The 19,030-nt window shown below is 44.8% G+C and carries 23 protein-coding genes; 4 read left to right on the plus strand and 19 right to left on the minus strand.

Annotation, left to right across the window (positions count from 1 at the left end):
- Nucleotides 1-64 precede the first annotated feature (64 nt).
- A complete protein-coding gene (gene ubiA, locus AB4375_RS15770) occupies nt 65-919 on the minus strand; it encodes a 4-hydroxybenzoate octaprenyltransferase (protein WP_017061043.1) in 855 nt (284 codons plus the stop codon).
- Complete coding sequence (locus AB4375_RS15775) at nt 920-1,462, minus strand: chorismate lyase (RefSeq protein WP_164091128.1); 543 nt, start codon at nt 1,460-1,462, stop codon at nt 920-922.
- 162 nt (nt 1,463-1,624) lie between these two features.
- On the opposite strand from AB4375_RS15775, the gene AB4375_RS15780 reads away from it, so the two are divergent.
- A complete protein-coding gene (locus AB4375_RS15780; protein WP_017063771.1) occupies nt 1,625-2,032 on the plus strand; it encodes a flagellar basal body-associated protein FliL in 408 nt (135 codons plus the stop codon).
- A gap of 87 nt (nt 2,033-2,119) precedes the next feature.
- Here the strand turns inward: AB4375_RS15780 and glpG are convergent, their stop codons facing one another.
- The 6 genes from glpG to ftsY all read right to left on the minus strand — a co-directional run bounded on the left by glpG (nt 2,120) and on the right by ftsY (nt 7,712).
- Nucleotides 2,120-2,962: a rhomboid family intramembrane serine protease GlpG gene (glpG, locus tag AB4375_RS15785; protein WP_017063770.1), complete on the minus strand. Its 843-nt coding sequence runs from the start codon at nt 2,960-2,962 to the stop codon at nt 2,120-2,122.
- Nucleotides 2,963-3,020: 58 nt separating this feature from the next.
- The gene (glpE, locus tag AB4375_RS15790; RefSeq protein ID WP_017061039.1) at nt 3,021-3,341 is read right to left on the minus strand and encodes a thiosulfate sulfurtransferase GlpE; all 321 of its coding nucleotides are present in this window, start codon (nt 3,339-3,341) and stop codon (nt 3,021-3,023) included.
- A gap of 440 nt (nt 3,342-3,781) precedes the next feature.
- A complete protein-coding gene (rpoH, locus tag AB4375_RS15795) occupies nt 3,782-4,639 on the minus strand; it encodes an RNA polymerase sigma factor RpoH (protein ID WP_017055518.1) in 858 nt (285 codons plus the stop codon).
- Between the two features lie 177 nt (nt 4,640-4,816).
- Complete coding sequence (gene ftsX, locus AB4375_RS15800; protein ID WP_017061038.1) at nt 4,817-5,785, minus strand: permease-like cell division protein FtsX; 969 nt, start codon at nt 5,783-5,785, stop codon at nt 4,817-4,819.
- Nucleotides 5,772-6,449, minus strand: coding sequence for a cell division ATP-binding protein FtsE (gene ftsE / locus AB4375_RS15805; protein WP_004736585.1), 678 nt, complete (start codon nt 6,447-6,449; stop codon nt 5,772-5,774). The genes ftsX and ftsE overlap by 14 nt, the downstream gene beginning before the upstream one ends.
- 78 nt (nt 6,450-6,527) lie before the next feature.
- Nucleotides 6,528-7,712 (minus strand): signal recognition particle-docking protein FtsY, encoded by a 1,185-nt coding sequence (gene ftsY / locus AB4375_RS15810; RefSeq protein WP_372051969.1) that lies wholly within the window; start codon nt 7,710-7,712, stop codon nt 6,528-6,530.
- Nucleotides 7,713-7,942: 230 nt separating this feature from the next.
- Here ftsY and rsmD point away from each other — a divergent pair, with 230 nt between their 5' ends.
- Both rsmD and AB4375_RS15820 read left to right on the plus strand, forming a co-directional pair.
- On the plus strand, nt 7,943-8,545 hold the full coding sequence (rsmD, locus tag AB4375_RS15815; RefSeq protein WP_372051971.1) for a 16S rRNA (guanine(966)-N(2))-methyltransferase RsmD: 603 nt from the start codon (nt 7,943-7,945) through the stop codon (nt 8,543-8,545).
- A gap of 10 nt (nt 8,546-8,555) precedes the next feature.
- Entirely contained in the window at nt 8,556-8,822 is a 267-nt protein-coding gene (locus AB4375_RS15820; RefSeq protein ID WP_016784000.1) for a DUF1145 domain-containing protein, read from the plus strand.
- Between the two features lie 117 nt (nt 8,823-8,939).
- Here AB4375_RS15820 and AB4375_RS15825 read toward each other — a convergent pair whose 3' ends face one another.
- The 4 genes from AB4375_RS15825 to AB4375_RS15840 all read right to left on the minus strand — a co-directional run bounded on the left by AB4375_RS15825 (nt 8,940) and on the right by AB4375_RS15840 (nt 11,982).
- Nucleotides 8,940-9,524 carry a YhgN family NAAT transporter gene (locus AB4375_RS15825; RefSeq protein WP_102321185.1) on the minus strand — a complete coding sequence of 195 codons (585 nt, stop codon included), beginning with the start codon at nt 9,522-9,524 and terminating at the stop codon, nt 8,940-8,942.
- Between the two features lie 206 nt (nt 9,525-9,730).
- Nucleotides 9,731-9,967, minus strand: a complete 237-nt coding sequence (locus AB4375_RS15830; protein ID WP_017066763.1) for a YecH family metal-binding protein — start codon at nt 9,965-9,967, stop codon at nt 9,731-9,733.
- Nucleotides 9,968-10,057: 90 nt separating this feature from the next.
- The gene (locus AB4375_RS15835) at nt 10,058-10,678 is read right to left on the minus strand and encodes a lysoplasmalogenase (RefSeq protein WP_372051973.1); all 621 of its coding nucleotides are present in this window, start codon (nt 10,676-10,678) and stop codon (nt 10,058-10,060) included.
- 929 nt (nt 10,679-11,607) lie between these two features.
- On the minus strand, nt 11,608-11,982 hold the full coding sequence (locus tag AB4375_RS15840) for a hypothetical protein (protein WP_004736595.1): 375 nt from the start codon (nt 11,980-11,982) through the stop codon (nt 11,608-11,610).
- Nucleotides 11,983-12,226: 244 nt separating this feature from the next.
- Between AB4375_RS15840 and AB4375_RS15845 the strand changes: the two genes are divergently transcribed.
- The gene (locus AB4375_RS15845) at nt 12,227-12,556 is read left to right on the plus strand and encodes a DUF2500 domain-containing protein (RefSeq protein WP_017061032.1); all 330 of its coding nucleotides are present in this window, start codon (nt 12,227-12,229) and stop codon (nt 12,554-12,556) included.
- A gap of 60 nt (nt 12,557-12,616) precedes the next feature.
- On the opposite strand, the gene AB4375_RS15850 is transcribed toward AB4375_RS15845, so the two are convergent.
- The 7 genes from AB4375_RS15850 to rhtB all read right to left on the minus strand — a co-directional run bounded on the left by AB4375_RS15850 (nt 12,617) and on the right by rhtB (nt 18,996).
- A complete protein-coding gene (locus AB4375_RS15850) occupies nt 12,617-13,630 on the minus strand; it encodes an acyltransferase (RefSeq protein WP_017061031.1) in 1,014 nt (337 codons plus the stop codon).
- 169 nt (nt 13,631-13,799) lie between these two features.
- Nucleotides 13,800-15,020 carry an organoarsenical effux MFS transporter ArsJ gene (gene arsJ / locus AB4375_RS15855; protein WP_372051974.1) on the minus strand — a complete coding sequence of 407 codons (1,221 nt, stop codon included), beginning with the start codon at nt 15,018-15,020 and terminating at the stop codon, nt 13,800-13,802.
- A 96-nt stretch (nt 15,021-15,116) separates the two neighbouring features.
- Entirely contained in the window at nt 15,117-15,608 is a 492-nt protein-coding gene (locus AB4375_RS15860) for a cyclin-dependent kinase inhibitor 3 family protein (protein WP_372051976.1), read from the minus strand.
- Between the two features lie 21 nt (nt 15,609-15,629).
- Entirely contained in the window at nt 15,630-16,631 is a 1,002-nt protein-coding gene (locus AB4375_RS15865; protein WP_372051977.1) for an ArsJ-associated glyceraldehyde-3-phosphate dehydrogenase, read from the minus strand.
- A gap of 40 nt (nt 16,632-16,671) precedes the next feature.
- Nucleotides 16,672-17,013, minus strand: a complete 342-nt coding sequence (locus AB4375_RS15870; protein WP_017063763.1) for a metalloregulator ArsR/SmtB family transcription factor — start codon at nt 17,011-17,013, stop codon at nt 16,672-16,674.
- Nucleotides 17,014-17,112: 99 nt separating this feature from the next.
- The gene (locus tag AB4375_RS15875; RefSeq protein ID WP_017061025.1) at nt 17,113-18,333 is read right to left on the minus strand and encodes an EAL and HDOD domain-containing protein; all 1,221 of its coding nucleotides are present in this window, start codon (nt 18,331-18,333) and stop codon (nt 17,113-17,115) included.
- Nucleotides 18,334-18,378: 45 nt separating this feature from the next.
- Nucleotides 18,379-18,996, minus strand: coding sequence for a homoserine/homoserine lactone efflux protein (gene rhtB / locus AB4375_RS15880; protein WP_017061024.1), 618 nt, complete (start codon nt 18,994-18,996; stop codon nt 18,379-18,381).
- Between the last annotated feature and the right edge of the window lie 34 nt (nt 18,997-19,030).

Below are 19,030 nucleotides of genomic sequence, written 5' to 3' on the forward strand. Positions count from 1 at the left end.
TGTATAAGAGACAGCCCAATGGGTGCCTTTTTCTTTAGCATTCGTTAACTCGAAAAGCGGATGCTTACCAGAAGGTAATGAACAAGCCCGCTGTCACTGCCATTCCAACATAGTTGTTGTTTAGAAAGGCTTGGAAACAAAGGTCTCGATCACGGTGGCGCATCAGGTGTTGTTGATACACAAATAAGCTTCCCGCTACCAACAGTGCCCAATAGAAGGTATCTCCTAGTTGGTAATGCATGCCTAACGCAATCAGCATCGCTAGGGTGACGAGTTGCAAAGAGCCAACAATCAGTTTATCGAAGCGACCAAATAAAATAGCCGTCGATTTAATACCAATCTTCAAGTCATCATCTCGGTCAACCATCGCATATTGCGTGTCGTAAGCAATCGTCCACAACGCGTTAATCACGAAGACAAACCACACAATGCTTGGCAGTTCATTGGTTTGTGCCGCCCAAGCCATTGGTATCGCCCAACTAAACGCTAAGCCAAGAAACAACTGTGGAAGATGCGTAAAACGCTTCATGAAAGGGTAAATGAACGCCAGACCCACACCAATAAATGAGAGCTTAATGGTCAGTGGATTCATGGTGAGTACCAGCAAGAATGAAACTACGGCTAGCACTAAAAAGAGCAGAATCGCTTCCTTACTGGAAACCAAACCAGACGGCAGTGGACGCTGCTTGGTACGTTTAACATGACCATCTACTTTACGGTCCGCAAAGTCATTGATCACACAGCCAGCTGAACGCATCAACACCACGCCGAGTACAAAAACAACCAAGACATCAAAATCAGGCATACCTTGTGCGGCGATAATCAGTGACCACAAGGTCGGCCAAAGGAGTAATAGGGTACCAATCGGGCGATTCATTCGCGTTAATTGCCAATACGCCTTCGCTTTGGTGGCAAGCATTTACACACTCTCCTTAGAGTAAATGGGTGATGTTGGTAAAAACAGTTCTGCCACAAGCATCGGTTTATGGTTCATCCATAATCGAGAACGACGCGCGAGTAATCGCTCATCGCCTGCGATAACCCAACCAACTTGCAGCGCATCTCGCTCCACGTTCTCAGCACTAAAAACGGTCAATCCAAGCGGGACATTACCTTGTTGAGAAAGGTCTGAGTGCTGATGATCTTCTAATGTGACTCGGGGAATCAAGGTTCGACCTAACACCCACGGTTCGTCATCACCCTTTAAAATCACTTTACGCAGTAAGCAATCAAACGATGATAAAAGATGTTCCTCGTCTTGTTGCAGCATTGAGCGTTCTACAACTTGATTATGAAGCAACTCAACAGACAGGTGCTGACAGCACTTCCCCAACTTGCGGGAAAGAGAACCTTGCTCCATCAGCCACTCTTTGGTGGTTTCATTAGGAAAATCAAATGTTTCTGTACTTTGCCAATCTACATTCATTAACGAATTAAGATACAGCGATATTGGCTGATTCATACTAGTATTCAATAGGTGACTTTACACGTACAATAAAGCTTCAACTTTCGAACAAAATTAAAGCGTTCTTCGAATTGTAAACGTATTTAGATTTAGACCGCTCATTGTAACAAGACTAATGCGTTTCGAATATCGCGAATAAACTAAAGAAAAGTCACAAATATGCACAAACGTTATGTAGCCCAAATATTTCTTGCGATTACCCTACTCTTTTCAGCATCAAGTTTCGCGGAAGAGGAGTCGGCAGCTAAACTCGCCTACTTCACGCTAGAGCCAGACCTGACCACCAATTTTTACACTAAAGGTAAAAAACTGGGCTACATTCAGGTTCGCCTCGACATCATGGTGGCAAATAGTAGCGACTTGGCCGCTATTGAGCATCACCAACCACTGATTCGCGATGCGGTGATTGAATTGCTTGGCAAACAAAACGAAGAAACCATTAAATCTCTATCTGGCCGTGAAGACTTAAGAAAATCCTTAGTTGAACACCTCAACAAGATTTTGCTTCCAGAGACAGGTAAAACCCTGATTGCTGACTTACTGTTTACCAAATACCTTTATCAGTAATGATGTAAAACGAATCCCAATAAAAAAGCGGCTCATCTGGCCGCTTTTTTTGTCTCTATCGTTTGGCTACTCATTAGAAGATATGAATTAGCTTCTTGCCGAGCTTGGTGCTTTCATCGCATCGATAAAGCCAATAATCACACCAGCGGCTAGACCAGCTAAATGCGCCGTATTGGCGATAGCCATAAATGGCTGCATGTACCCAAGCACCAACCACACCAACATAAAGCCGACAATCTGTCTTGGGATACCTAAACCAAGTTGTGGCGCCTTCGCACCAACCACCCATAAGTAACCAACCAAGGCATACACAACACCAGACAAACCACCGAAGTTCGCCCCTTCAACCCAATACTGCCCAGCACCTGAAAGCGCAGAAGAGACAGCAAAGATCTGAAGTAGCTTGAGGCTGCCAAGTTTCTTCTCAATGTCTCCACCTAGCTGCCACCACCACAAAATATTAAATGCGATGTGCATAACAGAGAAATGTAGAACGGCATGACTCAACCAACGCCACAGCTGCCATTGCTGTCCATCCACCGCTGGGAAATGTAGGGCATTGAAAATAGCTTGGCCAAAACCGATCTGTTGCAGCGCAAAAATCACCACACACACCAACATCAGGCTTAGTGTCACTGGGCCTGCTTTGGCTTTGATCATGCCCATGAAGCTTGGCGTGTGGTAATGGAAGTTGCTCTTTCTGGTCTCTGCCATGTCCCAAGATGCAGCTTGATAGCGCTTATGATTGGGCTCAGCCAGAAAACGATTCAGCTCAGCTTCGGTTTCAACCTGAAATTGGCCATCAAGAAGCCAAAGAGCAAAACGCCCTTCTCCCTCTGGAGACATCTGAATAGGGATCTGACGAGAGGCCATATAATCAATAAATGCTTGAGCAAGACGTGGATTGTCTAACACCATCAATCTAATCATTGTTACTTCCTATTCATTCTATGAGGGATGCTTGAGGCGGTTCAGGTGATGAAAGTCATTAACCTGCGATCACTGGAAGTTCAGCACGATGCCAAGCTTCGAAACCACCATCAACACTATATACCTCTTCAAAGCCTTGGTTCACTAAATATTGTGCCGCACCTTGGCTACTGATGCCGTGGTAGCACATCACTAAGATAGGTTGTTCGAACTCAACCTCATCCATGAATGACACCATCGTATCGTTAGTCAGGTGGTAGGCTGTTTTTGGGTGGGCAACCGCAAAAGACTGCGGGTCACGTATATCGACAAGTCGAGCTTCGCCTTGTTCGATGAGGGCTTGAGCGCCTTTAACATCGATATGTTTAAACTGGTCCATGACTTTCTCTTTTTATACTGATTTACTTTGCTGCCATTGTAACCTATCCCAAGGCTAACATTCACATCCACTTAATAAGGTTATCCACCAGCGATCACTTTTACACCATTTGTGGATAAATCTGTGAATTGCGTGAATAAAGTGTCTTTTCAAAAATAGATCCACAACATGTAGTAATGATCCTGATCTAACTGTGGGTTAACTGAAACATATCCCCACTCGAAAAACCCCGTCAAAGCCTTACTACACACTGCTTTTAGATAGCTGACGAATAAACTTCTCACAGAGTTATCCACAAAATCATTTTGCAAATTTCGATCGCAAAAGTTGAGAAATCGATCCAAAACAAAAAGGCCGAGATCTCTCGATCTCGGCCTTTTCAAAATTCAGCTATTTGTTAGCTCTACTAGAAAGTAGAAGCTAATAGAAACTAGATGCTATTAGAAATCACCAACGGCTTGTTTCAATTTCTTCATCGCATTCTTTTCTAACTGGCGAACACGCTCAGCTGATATACTGTAGGTATCCGCTAAGTCTTGCAGGGTTGCCTTGTTGTCGTCTAACCAACGTGAGCGAACAATGTGTTGGCTACGCTCGTCTAAGCTTGCTAGTGCTAGCCCTAGGCGATTATTGGTGTGTGACTCCCAGTTAGCCGCTTCAACCGTCTCAGCAACGTCTGACGCCTTGTCTTCTAGGTAGTAAACTGGAGCAGTGTAAGCAGAACCGCCATCGTCATCGTCCATAGGCGCTTCAAACGTCGCATCTTGTGCTGCTAAGCGAGATTCCATCTCACGAACTTCTGAAGGCTCAACACCCAGTTCACGAGCAACCGTCTCAACTTCACCGTTATTGAACCAACCCAAACGCTTTTTAGACTTACGAAGGTTAAAGAACAGTTTACGCTGTGCCTTAGTGGTCGCAATTTTAACGATACGCCAGTTACGTAGAACGTATTCATGGATTTCAGCTTTGATCCAGTGAACAGCAAACGAGACGAGACGAACACCAACTTCTGGATTGAAGCGCTTAACAGCCTTCATCAAGCCGATGTTACCTTCTTGGACGAGATCAGCCATTGGTAGCCCGTAGCCAGAGTAGCCTCTTGCAACGTGCACCACGAATCTTAGGTGGGAAAGGATCAAGCCTTTCGCAGCGTCGATCTCACCTTTGTAATGTAATCGCTCTGCAAGTCCACGTTCCTCTTCAGGAGTCAGCATAGGGTAGCTGTTCGCTGAGCGGATATAGCTATCTAAACTATCTTGTGTGACTAAAGCCATTTGATACGCTTGGTTTGCCATTCGGTTCCTCATCAATCTCTGATCTGGAGTAATACATCTATTAAAACCCTACAATCTTGAACCTAAAATGAACAGGTTTCAAGGAGGGGGAAGTAATTATGCATAATCAATTCGTCTATACAAGGCAAAAACTGGTTAAGAAGTGCCTATTTTTCGTCTAAATATGACTCTATTCACCTAAACTGGTTCAATTTCTTTTAGGTGACGCTGTGCAGAAAGCTTTGCAGCCACACTACCAAGCAGAGTTCCGACGATCAAAAGCAGTAAAGATTCATCCCAACTCAGGCCAATTAAACGGAAGTGGCTGTCGTATAGCTGAGCCAAGTCATCCACCGCGCTGTTCAGCAATACGGTAATCAATGCCGTCATTACCCAAGCGCTAATCGAACCTAAAACGCCAAACCACATCCCAGCATAAAGGTATGGTCGAAGAATGTAGCTGTCGGTCGCACCAATCAGCTTCATGGTTTGAATCTCTTCTTTATGCGCCAACACATTAAATCGTAGTGTATTGCCGATAATCAGAAATACCGCGCCCAGCATCAATACCGTTAAGGTAATCACGATGACAGCCGCTAATGCTTTGATCGCATCTAATCGCGCTAACCAATCTTCGTCTAGGCGAACATCGGTCACTAATTCTTGTTGTTTAACTGTGCCTGCCAGCTCTTTAATTAAGGTATCGCTGTGCACGCTTGGCGTAATCACCAGCACACCTGGCAGTGAATAATCGTCGAGAATGGTTAGGGCGTCTTCAAAACCAGAATACTGGCTGAGGTCTGCAAGCCCTTGCTGCGGAGAAATGTACTCCACGAGCTCAACTTGATCCCAACTTTCGATTTCATCCTTAAGCACCATTACTCGTGGCTCAGGAATACCATCCTCTACATAAGCACTTATTTGTGACGGGCTAGTGACATCTTGCGCCACTTCCCCTACATTTTTACCTAATAGGTACAAACAAGCTGGCATCGCCAACGCCATAGAGATCACCGCAAGGGTCAGTAAGTTGCCTAACGGGCGCTGCCACATTTGCGAGAACGATGACTTGGCTTGTTTCCAGTGAACAACAAAGAAGCCGTCGCTTGAAGCGCGGTTTGCTGCTCGATTAGATTGAGGTTTTTTGATGCGCTTATTCGCGGCCATAGTCTTCAACCTCACTCAAAAATCCTTGGTTTAATTCAAGATGGCGGTACTGAGGGCGAGTGTTCACTAACCCGATATCGTGCGTCGCTAGGATGATCGTCACACCTGCGCGGTTGAATTCTTCAAATAATCGCAACACACGGTTAGATAATTCAGGGTCTAGATTACCGGTAGGCTCATCGGCTAAAAGCAGAGTTGGACGGTTAACCACGGCGCGAGCAATACCCACGCGTTGTTGTTCACCACCAGAAAGTTGGCTTGGCAAACAACGGGCTTTATCTAATAAACCGGTTTTATCCAACGCAGCACTGACTCGGCGTTTTATTTCGTTTTCAGAAATAGATTCAATACGCATAGGCAGAGCGACGTTATCGAAAATCGAACGGTCCATCAGCAGGCGATGGTCTTGAAAAACAATCCCAATATTACGGCGTAAGAAAGGAATGTCTTTGGCTGGGATACGAGTGATATCGTGATCGTTGAACCAGACACGTCCATCAGTTGGACGCTCTATCGCGCAGATCAACTTCAGCAAGGTACTTTTACCAGCCCCAGAGTGCCCACCCAAAAAAGCCATCTCTCCACGTTTCAGGTGAAAGTCCACTTTTTGGAGCGCTTGTCTTCCACCTCGGTAGGCTTTACTCACTTGCTGAAATTTGATCACCGAAAATTCCTCTTACGATCACTAATATCAAATTTAAAAACGGTAGCAGATTAAGGATAAACCACTTTGCTACTCGCGTTACTCTTCGCGGCTAAATAGTGCTTCAATGAAGTCTTTAGATTCAAATGGACGCAGGTCATCAATACCTTCACCCACACCAATGTAGCGGATTGGAATCTGGAACTGGTCAGCAATTGAGAAAATTACACCACCTTTCGCCGTACCATCTAGCTTAGTCAGTGTAATACCCGTAACTGGAGCCACTTCACTGAACAACTTCGCTTGGCTGATAGCGTTCTGACCTGTACCTGCATCGAGCGTTAGCATGATTTCGTGTGGCGCAGAGTCATCAATCTTCTTCATTACACGAACGATCTTGCGTAGCTCTTCCATCAGGTTGCTCTTGTTCTGCAAACGACCGGCTGTATCAGCAATCACAACATCAACACCACGAGCCTTCGCTGCTTCAATCGCATCGTAGATAACAGACGCACTGTCCGCACCAGTGTGTTGAGCGATAACTGGCACATCGTTACGCTGACCCCAAACCTGAAGCTGTTCAACGGCTGCAGCACGGAAGGTATCACCCGCTGCTAGCATCACTTTCTTGCCTTCATTTTGGAATTGTTTCGCCAGCTTACCGATCGTAGTTGTCTTACCTACACCGTTCACACCCACCATTAAGATAACGTAAGGTGTTTTAGTGGTATCAACAACCAGTGGCTGTTCCACTTGGCTTAAGATGTCTGCCATCTCTTCTTTGAGCAGACCATAAAGCGCTTCACCGTCTTTTAGGTCATTGCGAGATGCTTTTTCTGTCAGGTTTTCAATGATCTTAACCGTGGTATTCATACCCACGTCAGCAATCAGAAGTTGCTCTTCTAGCTCTTCAAACAGGTCTTCATCGATTTGCTTGCCTTTGAACAGACCAAAGAAACCAGCACCGATGTTTGCTTTAGTGCGGCTTAGGCTGCGCTTAAGACGAGCAAAGAAGCTTTCTGTCGGCTTCTCTTGTACTTCTTCAACCTTAGCTTGAGGAACTGCCACTTCTTCCTGTTCTGCTTCTGCTTCTGCTTCTGCTGCGACAGGTTGCTGCTCTTGTTGAGCTTCTTCAGGCGCGACCTGTTCAGCCTCAACTTGTGATTCAACTTCAGTTTGATCTTCAACGCTTTCTACGTTCGCTTCATTCTGAGTTTTTGGGCTTTGTTCTTCTTCACCAAAACCAAGCCACGATAATAATCCGCGCTTCTTTTTTTCCGTCATCAGAGGAGTTTCCTAGATCTACTAATTAGCTGTATTGACTTAATACACGTCGACTCTTTGCTATTGTTATACAATACAAGCTTGTACAAACGAATAGTAAAGAAAAATGACAAAGCAGTGATAAGTTTGCTTTTAGCTTGATACACTTTGTCATTGCAAATTTATTTAATACACGAACCCACTTAAATTGGGCTCGGTATAGTATCACTTTATTAGCGGTCAAAAAATCTATGGTAAGACGTCGCCAGCAAAACACATCACAAAAAAAGCCATCCGGAGGCTTTGTTAGAATTATTAGTGGCTCATGGAGAGGTAGAAAGCTGCCTGTTCATGATTTAGAAGGATTACGCCCAACCATTGACCGAGTAAAAGAAACACTCTTTAACTGGGTGGCTCAAGATATCCCACATTCAACTTGCTTGGATGTATTTGCCGGTTCTGGCGGTCTAGGTTTTGAAGCAGCTTCTCGCCAAGCCAAAATGGTGACACTGCTCGAAATGAATCAAAAGGCGGCTAAACAGCTTTCTGATAACGCGAAAGAGCTCAAGGCAGACAACATTAATGTCGTGAATACTGATGCTATCTCTTTCCTTAAGAAACCAGGCACGCCTTACGATATGGTTTTCCTTGATCCACCATTTCGCAAAGGCTTACTGGCAGAAACAGTACAACTGCTTGAGAGTAACGGTTGGCTTTCAGACAATGCCATCATTTACGTCGAGACAGAGAAAGAACTGAAACTCGAAGCTATGCCAGAGAACTGGGAATTGCATCGCGATAAGACCACCGGACAGTCAAGCTACCGACTGTTCAATCGAATTACTGAAGAATAGGAGTTATTGAATGAAGTTCTTGCTTCCACTAGCAAAAGCAGCCATCGCCTTTGTTTGGTTTATCTTGATCGTAAATATTTTCTACCCGTTCCCGGGTAATGCTGCGATTGCGCTTTATATCATGACAGCATTCTTGTTCTTCATGCACGGCCTGCAGATGCTGATTTTCATCGGTGCTTTCGGCGACAAGATCGAGATGTCACGTTGGGAGAAGTGGTCAATATTGATTTTCGGTGTCTTCGCCTTACTCGATATCCGACGCAAACACATGATGTAATCGAGCTTAAGCCCAGATATAAAACGCTTAGCTAAAGAAAACATCATGACAGAAACAGTAGAGACAAAAACGCCGCTCATTTGAGCGGCGTTTTTTTATTCAGCAATGATATTGATGTTAGCCCATGTAGCCTTTCACACCATCGAGGAACATTTGCGTCGACAGCATAACCAACAACAAGCCCATCAAGCGTTCGATGGCTTTAAGACCTCTCTCTCCCAGCACTCGCAGGAAGAAGCCATTAAACATCAGAATAAAGAAGGTAGCACCCCAAGCCAGCATCACTGCGCCTGAAAGCTCTAACATATTGTCAGGGTGCTGTGTCGACAACAGAATCAATGCCGCAATCACTGAAGGGCCAGCAATCATTGGGATCGCCATCGGCACAATAAACGGTTCTTCACCCGCCGCGAGGCCAGTAATACTACCCGCACTTGGGAAAATCATCTTAATCGCGATAATAAACAGAATAATACCGCCAGAGATACTCAAGGTTTCAGGCTGCACGTGCAGGAAGTTCATGATGCTTTGACCCGCAAATAAGAACAGCAGCAAGATAACCAGTGCGAACATCAGCTCACGAATCAGAACAATACGGCGACGCTTCGGGTCAATATGCTTAAGGATAGAGAGCACGATTGGCAAGTTGCCAAGCGGGTCCATGATAAGAAACAGCATGGTTGCTGCAGATAAGATTTCCATAAGTTTGTCTCGAAAAGCGTAAGTGCGCGGAGTATAGCAGCCTCAACATTGATTTTCGAACGCAGTGATAAGCGGGTTAACTGATGCTTTTAAAAGGGGATGTTATAAGAAGGCAAATTAGCGAAAGCAGATTGAAAGGTAATGAAAAGAGTGGAGCCGAAACATGCACCCACTCTTTATTCACGAATAAAACAAGCCACTAAGAATTAGTGATTACACACACGTTCGCGGTTAGTGCAAAGCTTATCATCGACAACGACAACCTTTTCCATCTTCAAGAAAAACTTCAACAGGCTATCTAAATCCAGACCATTGAGCTTACAAGTATGGAAGCGAGCTTCTTCGCCATAGGTTTGAGCAAGCGCTAATGTTAGCTCTTCGCGAGTCAGTGGCTTTTCACTAAGCAGGTTTAAAACGTTGTGTGCGTGAATTTCAGTCGTCATAACTCAATCTCATGTTTAATGAATTACACGTAGAGTACCGAGTTTTAGCAACGCCGTTTTGATGTAGCTCAGGCTTGAGAGAGCTCTACCCTAAATAGTAATCGATGCGACGATGAATGCGTGTGCGAGAAAGTAACTGCCCGTTACCCAAAAGTAAGCGCCCTTGATTGGGCTGCGGTAACTGTTTAGCGCATAAGCTAAGGCCGAAAGGAGCAGCACGCTACAGCCAGCAAAACCGACCGCGTGTGATAACTGAGGATCCAGCAGCCAAACCTCACCAGAAGCCCATGCTAACTGAATAAGCACAATGCCCATGATGACCACGGGAAAAACGAGTTTGTCTAAGCGTGGCAGCAGTAAAAAGAAAGCAACAACGCAAGCTGCCAATAACAGCGCGAACAACCACCAAACCATTTCTCCTGATAGCTGTAACCAAAATGCTTTGCTGTAACAAAGTTGAGCCAACAGGAAACACACAAAATGCAGAAGACGTTTTTGAGTAACAGTATGAAGCACATCTGCGATCGCAGAGATAGCCAACCCCGCAACTATCCAATAGGTAAAGTCAGCCACAACCGACTGAGTTAAAGCAATTGTCGCTAATAATACAAAGGTAAATACCTTATACGATAAGGCCTGACCGATATGTCCATGTTTCGTTCCTGCTATTGCTCCGATACCAGATAAGGAAACCGCTAACCAACTCCACATACCACTTGCCCTATTGCTTTAAATCGTCGCCAGTCTAGGCACACGAGTGTTGATGTAAAGCCTCAGCCCCTCAAAATTGGATCTTGATTACGCTTCCACTAAAAAGAGCATCTTTAGATTGAAGTCGTCACAATACCCGCAGCGATAGTGATTATTCCTTTTAAAATAGACTCATTGTTCGGAAAACTCATATAAATTGACGCTAGAGAACCCAAACTTAAATTCCAATCACTTCTATCCTGCCAACTCCACAATATGTCGCTATATATTGCAAATACCACATAACTAAAAGTTCAAAATTAAATATATAAACACCTTTAAAACAAACACTTAAAATCAAAAAAACAGACTTACATAGAACTTTCCAACACTATACAAACCTAGACTTACAAAGTGCGTAAATTACCTTTATAAAAACCACTTTGTCAGGTTTCGCTAAGCTTCCTGTCAAAAAACCATCAAAAAAATTAAACCTAAAACCTATAAATCTTAATTAAACAAACCTAGACACCACCAAGCCCCATTAATACAGTTTAACAACCTTTAACAATATAAATTACACAAAACGACCATTACAAAACAATCACTTAAAACAAATGAGAACAAAAAAAAATCATAACGAACAAAATAAGAGCTCCCCAAAATACACAGTAAAACATAGCAAAAGTGATAGAAAACCCAATAGTTTTCTATCACTTTTAAAGGCTTCGAAAGTAATTCTTGATCTAGAGCCATAAGTAGTGCTATTCTTTAAAACATAGCGAGAGACAACCAGATTTAGGAGTAGTGTTATGATTTCATCTTCGCAAAGACAAGGACTTGTAATGATCGCGGTAGTTGTAGGTCTAATGACACTACCGATGATGTACTAAGCAAGTTACAGATAAAAAAAGGGACGCCATGAGCGTCCCTTTTTTTGTTCAATTTTTTCACTTCGAAAACAGATGCAGTGTTAGCACATCCCAGTTCGCATAATAGAAACCTGCGGCAGCTAAAGTCATTGCCATCATCAGTAAGATCGCAACTCGCCAGATAAAACGACCACTACGTGGAGTCAGCTCCTTCTCACAGTCGTTACACATCATGATGAACTTATGTTGGTCTTCCAACTTAGCCTCATGTTCATTGACTACCTTATTACGACACGTTGCGATATAGCGCAGCTTGCTCACCATATCGTGCGGTAGCCTTTCTTCACAGCTTGTTACAAGCTCATGCAATCCTTCGCCTTCGGCATGATATTGAAGCCTCAATAATTTCTCTATATTGCGAGTTCTTGTCACCACTTTTTCAATATCGGTCATCTTAGCCCTCCCACTCCACACTATAATTCTAGTCGAGCATTTCCCTATTCTTATACAAAATCACTGTTATTTACGAGAGAAAGAGACAATAAATAACAATGCTTTATCCCAAACTGACCATTAAATGTGATGTCTGCCGAAAAATAATCAGCTTGGCTTACAACAGTTCACGAATAACGGCTTTAAACACATATCCCTATTGCCTGAAAGACTAGAATAACCATCACGACTACATGGAGGTTATATGCCTAATTCACTCTTTTTTGCCATCTTTGCTCTCGCTGCTCTAGCGGCTTGGGTATTTATTGGTTTCTATCGAAAACACTCGCAAGGTGAAAATGCGCCAGAGAAGAAAGTGAATGTCACGGTGTTAGACAAACAATCGATCGACCTTCCTGACGCAGAACCGGGCCAAGAAGATCAAGAGTACTGGATTTACGTTCAACGTGGTGTGGTTGGTCCGAAGCGAGAATTCCAAGTCGGCATCCACTATTTCCACGCCCTTAACCCTGGCGACAAAGGAACCTTAACCTACCAAGGCGATAAGTTCTTACACTTTGCGTTGAAGCGCTAAACGTCAGCCGCTTCAACTGTCGTCCCTAAGCAATCCATCAGAAAGCCTTAGCAATCACCGCTAAGGCAATAACCAACGCGTTTTCTCTGACTTAGACACCAACCAGCTCATCCATAATGCGCCAGCTCCGCTGATCACAATCCATAATGGAATAACCCATGCCGGATGTCCTTGGTACCAACCAAACTCTTTCATCGGCCACAAGAAAATCGGGTGCAGCAGGTAAATACCTAAGCTGTGCTTACTGATAAAGCCAACCACTTGGTTACTCTTCTCAGACAGGCCTTCACCATAGTAACGGCATACCATGAACACCATGCTCGCGGCTAATACGGTATTCAACGTTTTGTAAGATAGCCAGCGCCCTACCGTGTACTCTTCTGCTACCAAGCTTGCATCAACCACCATGTAAACCGTGGTTAGTAACGCTAGCCCACCCAGTAACACACTCACGCCAACGGTCATCTTGTTAAGTGGCACAATCTTATACAGCAAGTAACCCAATGGTAAGTAACCGGTGTACAACCACAATTCGTGACTCCAAGGGCCATCGATTTTCAGTAAGAACAGCAATGTTGTGAACAACCATACCGCCGTAAAGGCATAGACCGATCTATCACCGTACTTTCTAACCATGATCTGCAAGAACGGAATCACAAAATAGAGTGGGATGAAGTAATAGAAGAAACCAAGGTGGTAATAGGTGTAATGATGGTAGCTATTAAGCAACACGTCCCAACTGACGTCGGCATCAAAGCCCATTGCCGACCAGCCCGACAGATAGGTATAGAAAAGCGACCAGACAATGAAAGGTATCAGTACCTTGCCCAAACGACGCTTGAGGTAGTATTTGGCGTCAAACGGGCGCTGATCACTGAGCATCAGAGCGCCAGTAATCAAGATGAACACCGGCACCGCCCAACGACTGAAACCGTTCACCGTAATGGCGGTCAGCCACTCACCGAAAGGAATAGTGCCTAATTCATTCCGATAAGGCGCCAAAACATGAATCGCGATAACCGCTACGGCCGCGACACATCGTGCTAAATCAAAAAAGAGAATTCGCTGCTTCATGTAAATGCCTGATTAATATTCAATCATTCTACTATAGCAATAAAAAAGCTGACCGGAATAAATACCAAGTCAGCTTAGTGTTAAAGGAGATACTTATCGCGAATTTAGCTCATACGACTCTAGCTTCTGCGACTTGAGCTCTCACAAATGAGGCTCATGTGGCTGAAGCTTATGCCGCTGAAATTTGCGGCACTTTCGGTAAACGCAGAGAGATCACCGTCGTTATCGCCAAGAATGCGAAGGAAACCCACAGACACGCAGACAAACCTGCCATTTGGAATACCAAGCCCGACAATATCGTGCCAATCAAACGGCCCATCGCGTTTGCCATGTAGTAGAAACCGACATCAAGAGAAACGCCATCGCCTTTCGCATAACTCACAATCAAATATGAGTGAAGTGATGAGTTCACCGCAAAGATGACACCAAACACCATCAAGCCACCGATAATAACTAACTCGGGTTGCCAGCCAATCTGTACCGCATAAGCGATAGCAGCGGTCACTATAGCCAGCGCACCAGCCCATAACAGCGCGGCATGGCCATCTGGCACCTTACCTTGAGCTTTACCAGTAATCTTCGGCGCTATGCCCTGTACAAAGCCATAAGCGATGGTCCAAACCGCTAAGAAGCCACCCACCCATGAGTGATCCCATCCAAACACGCTGCCTAGGTAAATCGGCAAAGCAATCACAAACCACACATCACGAGCGCCAAACAGGAACATACGTGCTGCGGATAGGATGTTGATGGATTCAGACTTAGAGAAGATCTGTTTGAACTTAGGCTTGGTTTTCGCTTTGCCCATGTCCGCTTCTAAGCTCAACACACTGCCAACGAAGACCAATGCCAACACGGCTGCCATCGCGAGCACGGCGTATTGGAAGCCAATCGTTGAAAGCAGTAAACCACCAATAAAGAAGCCTGCCCCTTTAAGCGCATTCTTAGATCCGGTCAGAATCGCAATCCACTTATAAAGCGCGCCTTGTTGTTCATCAGGAACCAGAGTCTTAATTGAGCTCTTGGCACTCATCTTATTGAGGTCTTTAGCGATACCAGACAAGGCTTGCGCCGCCATGACCCAAGGAATGGTCAGCATTGCCGTTGGCACCGCGAGCATACCCAAGGCGACGACTTGCATGCCTAACCCAATGTTCATGGTCTTATTGAGGCCAAGACGCGCCCCTAACCAGCCACCGATTAGGTTAGTCACCACACCAAAGAATTCATAGAAAAGGAACAGTGAGGCGATTTCTAACGAACTGTAGCCAAGGTCGTAAAAATACAGAACCACCAACATGCGAAGTGCACCATCAGTAATGGTGAAGTTCCAGTAGTTGAAAGTCACCAACATATATTGGCGAACGCTCTTACTTAGATTTGAAAACATAACGCTATCTCTGCAATCTAAACAAAAAGAGCTTTTGGATCATGATAAGTTCAACACTCCAGATACCAAAAGCTCCCTGTCTAACACTGATGACTATTAGCTATTCGCTACGCCATTAATGTATTCAACCTGGATAGGTTTAGTGAAGGCACCTGGACGCAGTGCCTGCACCTCTTGAACTACCTTGCTCAAATCCCAGCCTTTTTCTAACAGTAGGTGAGCTGCGAACAAACCAGTGCGACCAGAGCCGCCCATACAATGCATTGCAACCTTGCCGCCGTTATCGACGATGTTATGTAGCTCAGGGCTAGCTGCTTGCCACTTCGCAGCAAAACCAGCACCCGGTGCACAGTCGTCTTCAATTTCGATCTGGAACCATTGCATACCTAACGCACGTGTTTTTTCACCAAGTGCCGCCACGTCTTTGCTTGCAAGCTCATGGTCATCAAGTGCCGTCACGATAGCTTCAACGCCTTGCTCTTTTAGCTGAGCCAGTGATGCATCAAGCGTTGCTTCTTTTGTACCTGGGCATGGAGTCAGGATTAGCGCACCTTGCTCTAGGTCTAGTTGCCATGTTGGATGTGTCATTATATCTTCTCCAGATTCTTATTAAGCAAGGCCAACGGTACGAACAAGCTCAGCGGTACGTGTTGCGTAACCCATCTCGTTGTCGTACCAAGCGTAGATCTTAACCATGCGCTTACCGACCAACATCGTTGATAGTGCATCCACGATTGTTGAGCGTTGGTCGCCTTTGTAATCGATAGAAACCAGTGGACGCTCTTCAAAGCCAAGAATGCCTTTTAGTTCATTCTGAGACGCTTCTTTCAGCATCGCGTTAACTTCTTCTGCCGTGGTGTCTTGCTTCACTTCGAAGATGATGTCTGTCAGAGAAGCGTTCGCTAGCGGTACACGAACTGCGTGGCCGTTGATGCGGTTTTCTAGCTCAGGGAAGATCTCAACAATCGCTTTGGCGCTGCCCGTCGTTGTTGGGATAAGACTCATGCCACATGCACGTGCGCGGCGTAAGTCTTTATGGGGCGCATCAAGAATAGTTTGCGTGTTAGTTAGATCGTGAATAGTGGTGAACGCTGCGTTCTCGATACCAAGCTTCTCGTTGATTACCTTAACCACAGGAGCGATACAGTTCGTTGTACAAGACGCTGCCGTTACGATTTTGTGTACCGCAGGGTCGAAGATATTGTCGTTCACACCAACCACGATGTTTGCAATGCCTTCTTCTTTCACTGGCGCCGATACCACAACGCGCTTCACGCCTTGCTCTAGGTATTTGTTTAGGAAAGAAGTCTTACGGTGAACACCGGTCACTTCGATAACCACATCGCAGCCAGACCAATCGATCGCATCGATGTCGCGCTCTTGTGTGGTTTTGATGCGCTGACCGTTGATGATCATCTCATCGCCTTCAACCGCAACTTCGTGGTTCCAACGACCTTGCACTGAATCGAACTCTAAAAGGTGCGCCAGTGTCGCTGTGTCGCCAGCAACGTCATTAATTTGTACAAACTCTAGCTCTTCCCAATCGAAAGCTGCGCGAAGTGCTAGACGGCCAATACGACCAAAACCATTAATACCTACTTTAACTGTCATTTTGTGTTCTCTCAGTTAGTGGTGAAACTTAAATTAAGACTTAAACGCAACATACTGGGCGTGAGTTCATCGACTCTAGACGCTCAATGTCTTGCTGGTATTCAGTTTTCAAACAGTTCGATGCGATAAGGTCGTCAATTAACTTTAGCATCCAACCTGGTAAATCTTGTGACAGGCGGTAAAACACCCACTGCCCCTGGCGAACATCAATCAAAACACCGTTTGAACGCAGCTGCGCAAGATGGCGTGAAACCTTTGGCTGACTTTCTTGCAATGCCTGAGTCAACTCACCAACCGATAAGCACTCATTGCGAACTATCAACATTAAGCAACGCACTCGCGTTTCATCGGACAGTAATTTAAAAAATTGGTGAGGAAGCATAAAAACATACTCATATATGGATATGCACATATCTTAGATATAAAAAAACGCACGTCAAGGCGTGCGTTTCAATTGTCATAAAAGTTTAACGAAGAAATATCAGAGCTTGTTGGTCACGGTATGGCTCCAACGGCGCGCTTCAGTAAGCTCCGTTTTAACCTGATCCACGCTTAATCCTAAATCGGCGCAGTGCTCATCAATCTGTTGCCAATCGGCATGCTCAAAGCTCTCTTCAAGTGCGAGCAAGGTACCATATGGCCCTTCTCTACGTAATAGAGCAACCTTGATACTTTTACACAGCGGCAACTGCTCGACTAAGTTATCTAACGACAAGTCCAACAGAGCATCCAACAAGGAGAATAAGCCAATCATAAAGGCCTGTTCTCTATACCCTTCAAATGCCTGATAGCGAGACATACGCTGACAAAACTGAGCACGCTGTAGAGACAATCCATACAGCTCTTTAGGCTTTTTATCGGACACATAAGAGGCGACGGCTAACGAGACAAACATTTTCAGTTTCTCTTGACCTAGATATACCAAAGCCTGACGAAAAGAAGAGATGGTAACTTCAAGGCGCGGCGACATAGTATTCACAAAACGCAGCAGCTTATATGAGAGCGCCACATCTTTCGCGACAATGCTCTCCACCCGTTGAAAGTCCACATCGGGCTTACACACTTCTTGAAACAGCTCCATAGCAATCACTTGCTCAGGGCTAATGTATTTACTCTTGATGATTTCCGGTTTATTGAAAAAGTAACCTTGGAAAAACTTAAAGCCAGCCTCTTTGGCTTGCTGGAATTCTTGTTCGGTCTCAACGCGCTCCGCCAAAAAGCTAAACTTTTTCCCTTGATGCGCCCTAACCAAATCACACGCTTCATCCAAACCCATCTGCATAATATCGAGCTTTACGATATGCGTGTATTTAAGGAAACGTTCCCATTCTGGGGTCGAAGTAAAATCATCTAGGGCAATCATGTAACCCGCTTGGTAAAGGTCTTTAACCGCTTCCAACAATTCATCTGTTGGTTTACAGGTTTCCAGAATCTCTACCACCACCTTATCTTTCGGCAAACTTAAGGGCAGTCGACGAATCAAACTTTGATAAGGGAAGTTGATAAAGCAGCGTGAAGATGGAATAGAAGGGTTAAGACCAACAGACAAGAAGTTCTCAACAATCAGACGATACGTTGCTCGATTAGACTCAATATGCGCTGGGTATGCATTCTTTTCTCCATCGCGAAATAACAACTCATAGCCGAGTGTATTCCTCTTGCGATTTAAGATAGGTTGTCGAGCAACGTATGTAGCGGTCATTTCTTGATAACTCTGATTGGTTTAACTATAACTCAGTCGCTTAATCTAAGCTTTCGCGGCAGCTAGCAAAGCACCGCAGCCCATGAACATACCACCAAATATTTTATTTATCTTACCCATTATGCGATCAGAGCGAATAAAACGTCCCATTTGTGACGCTAATGAGGTGTAACCCAACATAACAACGCTATCAATGAATACTGTCGTCACACCTAGCACTAATAACTGAGGTGCTTGAGGTTGTGTAGGGTCAATAAACTGAGGAAACAAAGCCACCAAAAACACGATTGATTTCGGGTTAGTTAGGTTGATAAGCACAGCGTTTCTCAGCAGTTTGCCACTCGACAGAGTAGAGCTTTCTTCAGATGCTACTAGGCTCGAGCTATCACGCCACTTTTGAATACCTAACCAAAGTAAGTACACCACGCCGACCCACTTAATGATGGTGAACGCCAACGCAGACTTAGCAACGAGTGCACCGATACCCGCGCCCACCAGCATAATGTGAAACGCAAGACCAAGCTGTAAGCCAACAATTGATGCGAGTGACTTTTTAGTGCCATAGCTAAGCCCATTACTGATTGAGTTAACGGTACCCGAGCCCGGAGCCAAGCTAAACAAAATCGCTGTGACAACATAAGCAAGCCAAACATGAGTATCCATTTGCATTTCCTTACTAGTTCTTTAATCTAACAAC

Source organism: Vibrio sp. 10N.261.51.C6 (genome assembly GCF_041471785.1).
GTDB lineage: Bacteria > Pseudomonadota > Gammaproteobacteria > Enterobacterales > Vibrionaceae > Vibrio > Vibrio crassostreae_C.

Bases quoted from the DNA above. Each gene is read 5' to 3' on its own strand.
- ubiA (WP_017061043.1), bottom strand. From the start codon at position 919: ATGCTTGCCACCAAAGCGAAGGCGTATTGGCAATTAACGCGAATGAAT.
- AB4375_RS15775 (WP_164091128.1), bottom strand. From the start codon at position 1,462: ATGAATCAGCCAATATCGCTGTATCTTAATTCGTTAATGAATGTAGAT.
- AB4375_RS15780 (WP_017063771.1), top strand. From the start codon at position 1,625: ATGCACAAACGTTATGTAGCCCAAATATTTCTTGCGATTACCCTACTC.
- glpG (WP_017063770.1), bottom strand. From the start codon at position 2,962: ATGATTAGATTGATGGTGTTAGACAATCCACGTCTTGCTCAAGCATTT.
- glpE (WP_017061039.1), bottom strand. From the start codon at position 3,341: ATGGACCAGTTTAAACATATCGATGTTAAAGGCGCTCAAGCCCTCATC.
- rpoH (WP_017055518.1), bottom strand. From the start codon at position 4,639: ATGGCAAACCAAGCGTATCAAATGGCTTTAGTCACACAAGATAGTTTA.
- ftsX (WP_017061038.1), bottom strand. From the start codon at position 5,785: ATGGCCGCGAATAAGCGCATCAAAAAACCTCAATCTAATCGAGCAGCA.
- ftsY (WP_372051969.1), bottom strand. From the start codon at position 7,712: ATGACGGAAAAAAAGAAGCGCGGATTATTATCGTGGCTTGGTTTTGGT.
- rsmD (WP_372051971.1), top strand. From the start codon at position 7,943: ATGGTAAGACGTCGCCAGCAAAACACATCACAAAAAAAGCCATCCGGA.
- AB4375_RS15820 (WP_016784000.1), top strand. From the start codon at position 8,556: ATGAAGTTCTTGCTTCCACTAGCAAAAGCAGCCATCGCCTTTGTTTGG.
- AB4375_RS15825 (WP_102321185.1), bottom strand. From the start codon at position 9,524: ATGGAAATCTTATCTGCAGCAACCATGCTGTTTCTTATCATGGACCCG.
- AB4375_RS15830 (WP_017066763.1), bottom strand. From the start codon at position 9,967: ATGACGACTGAAATTCACGCACACAACGTTTTAAACCTGCTTAGTGAA.
- AB4375_RS15835 (WP_372051973.1), bottom strand. From the start codon at position 10,678: ATGTGGAGTTGGTTAGCGGTTTCCTTATCTGGTATCGGAGCAATAGCA.
- AB4375_RS15840 (WP_004736595.1), bottom strand. From the start codon at position 11,982: ATGACCGATATTGAAAAAGTGGTGACAAGAACTCGCAATATAGAGAAA.
- AB4375_RS15845 (WP_017061032.1), top strand. From the start codon at position 12,227: ATGCCTAATTCACTCTTTTTTGCCATCTTTGCTCTCGCTGCTCTAGCG.
- AB4375_RS15850 (WP_017061031.1), bottom strand. From the start codon at position 13,630: ATGAAGCAGCGAATTCTCTTTTTTGATTTAGCACGATGTGTCGCGGCC.
- arsJ (WP_372051974.1), bottom strand. From the start codon at position 15,020: ATGTTTTCAAATCTAAGTAAGAGCGTTCGCCAATATATGTTGGTGACT.
- AB4375_RS15860 (WP_372051976.1), bottom strand. From the start codon at position 15,608: ATGACACATCCAACATGGCAACTAGACCTAGAGCAAGGTGCGCTAATC.
- AB4375_RS15865 (WP_372051977.1), bottom strand. From the start codon at position 16,631: ATGACAGTTAAAGTAGGTATTAATGGTTTTGGTCGTATTGGCCGTCTA.
- AB4375_RS15870 (WP_017063763.1), bottom strand. From the start codon at position 17,013: ATGCTTCCTCACCAATTTTTTAAATTACTGTCCGATGAAACGCGAGTG.
- AB4375_RS15875 (WP_017061025.1), bottom strand. From the start codon at position 18,333: ATGACCGCTACATACGTTGCTCGACAACCTATCTTAAATCGCAAGAGG.
- rhtB (WP_017061024.1), bottom strand. From the start codon at position 18,996: ATGGATACTCATGTTTGGCTTGCTTATGTTGTCACAGCGATTTTGTTT.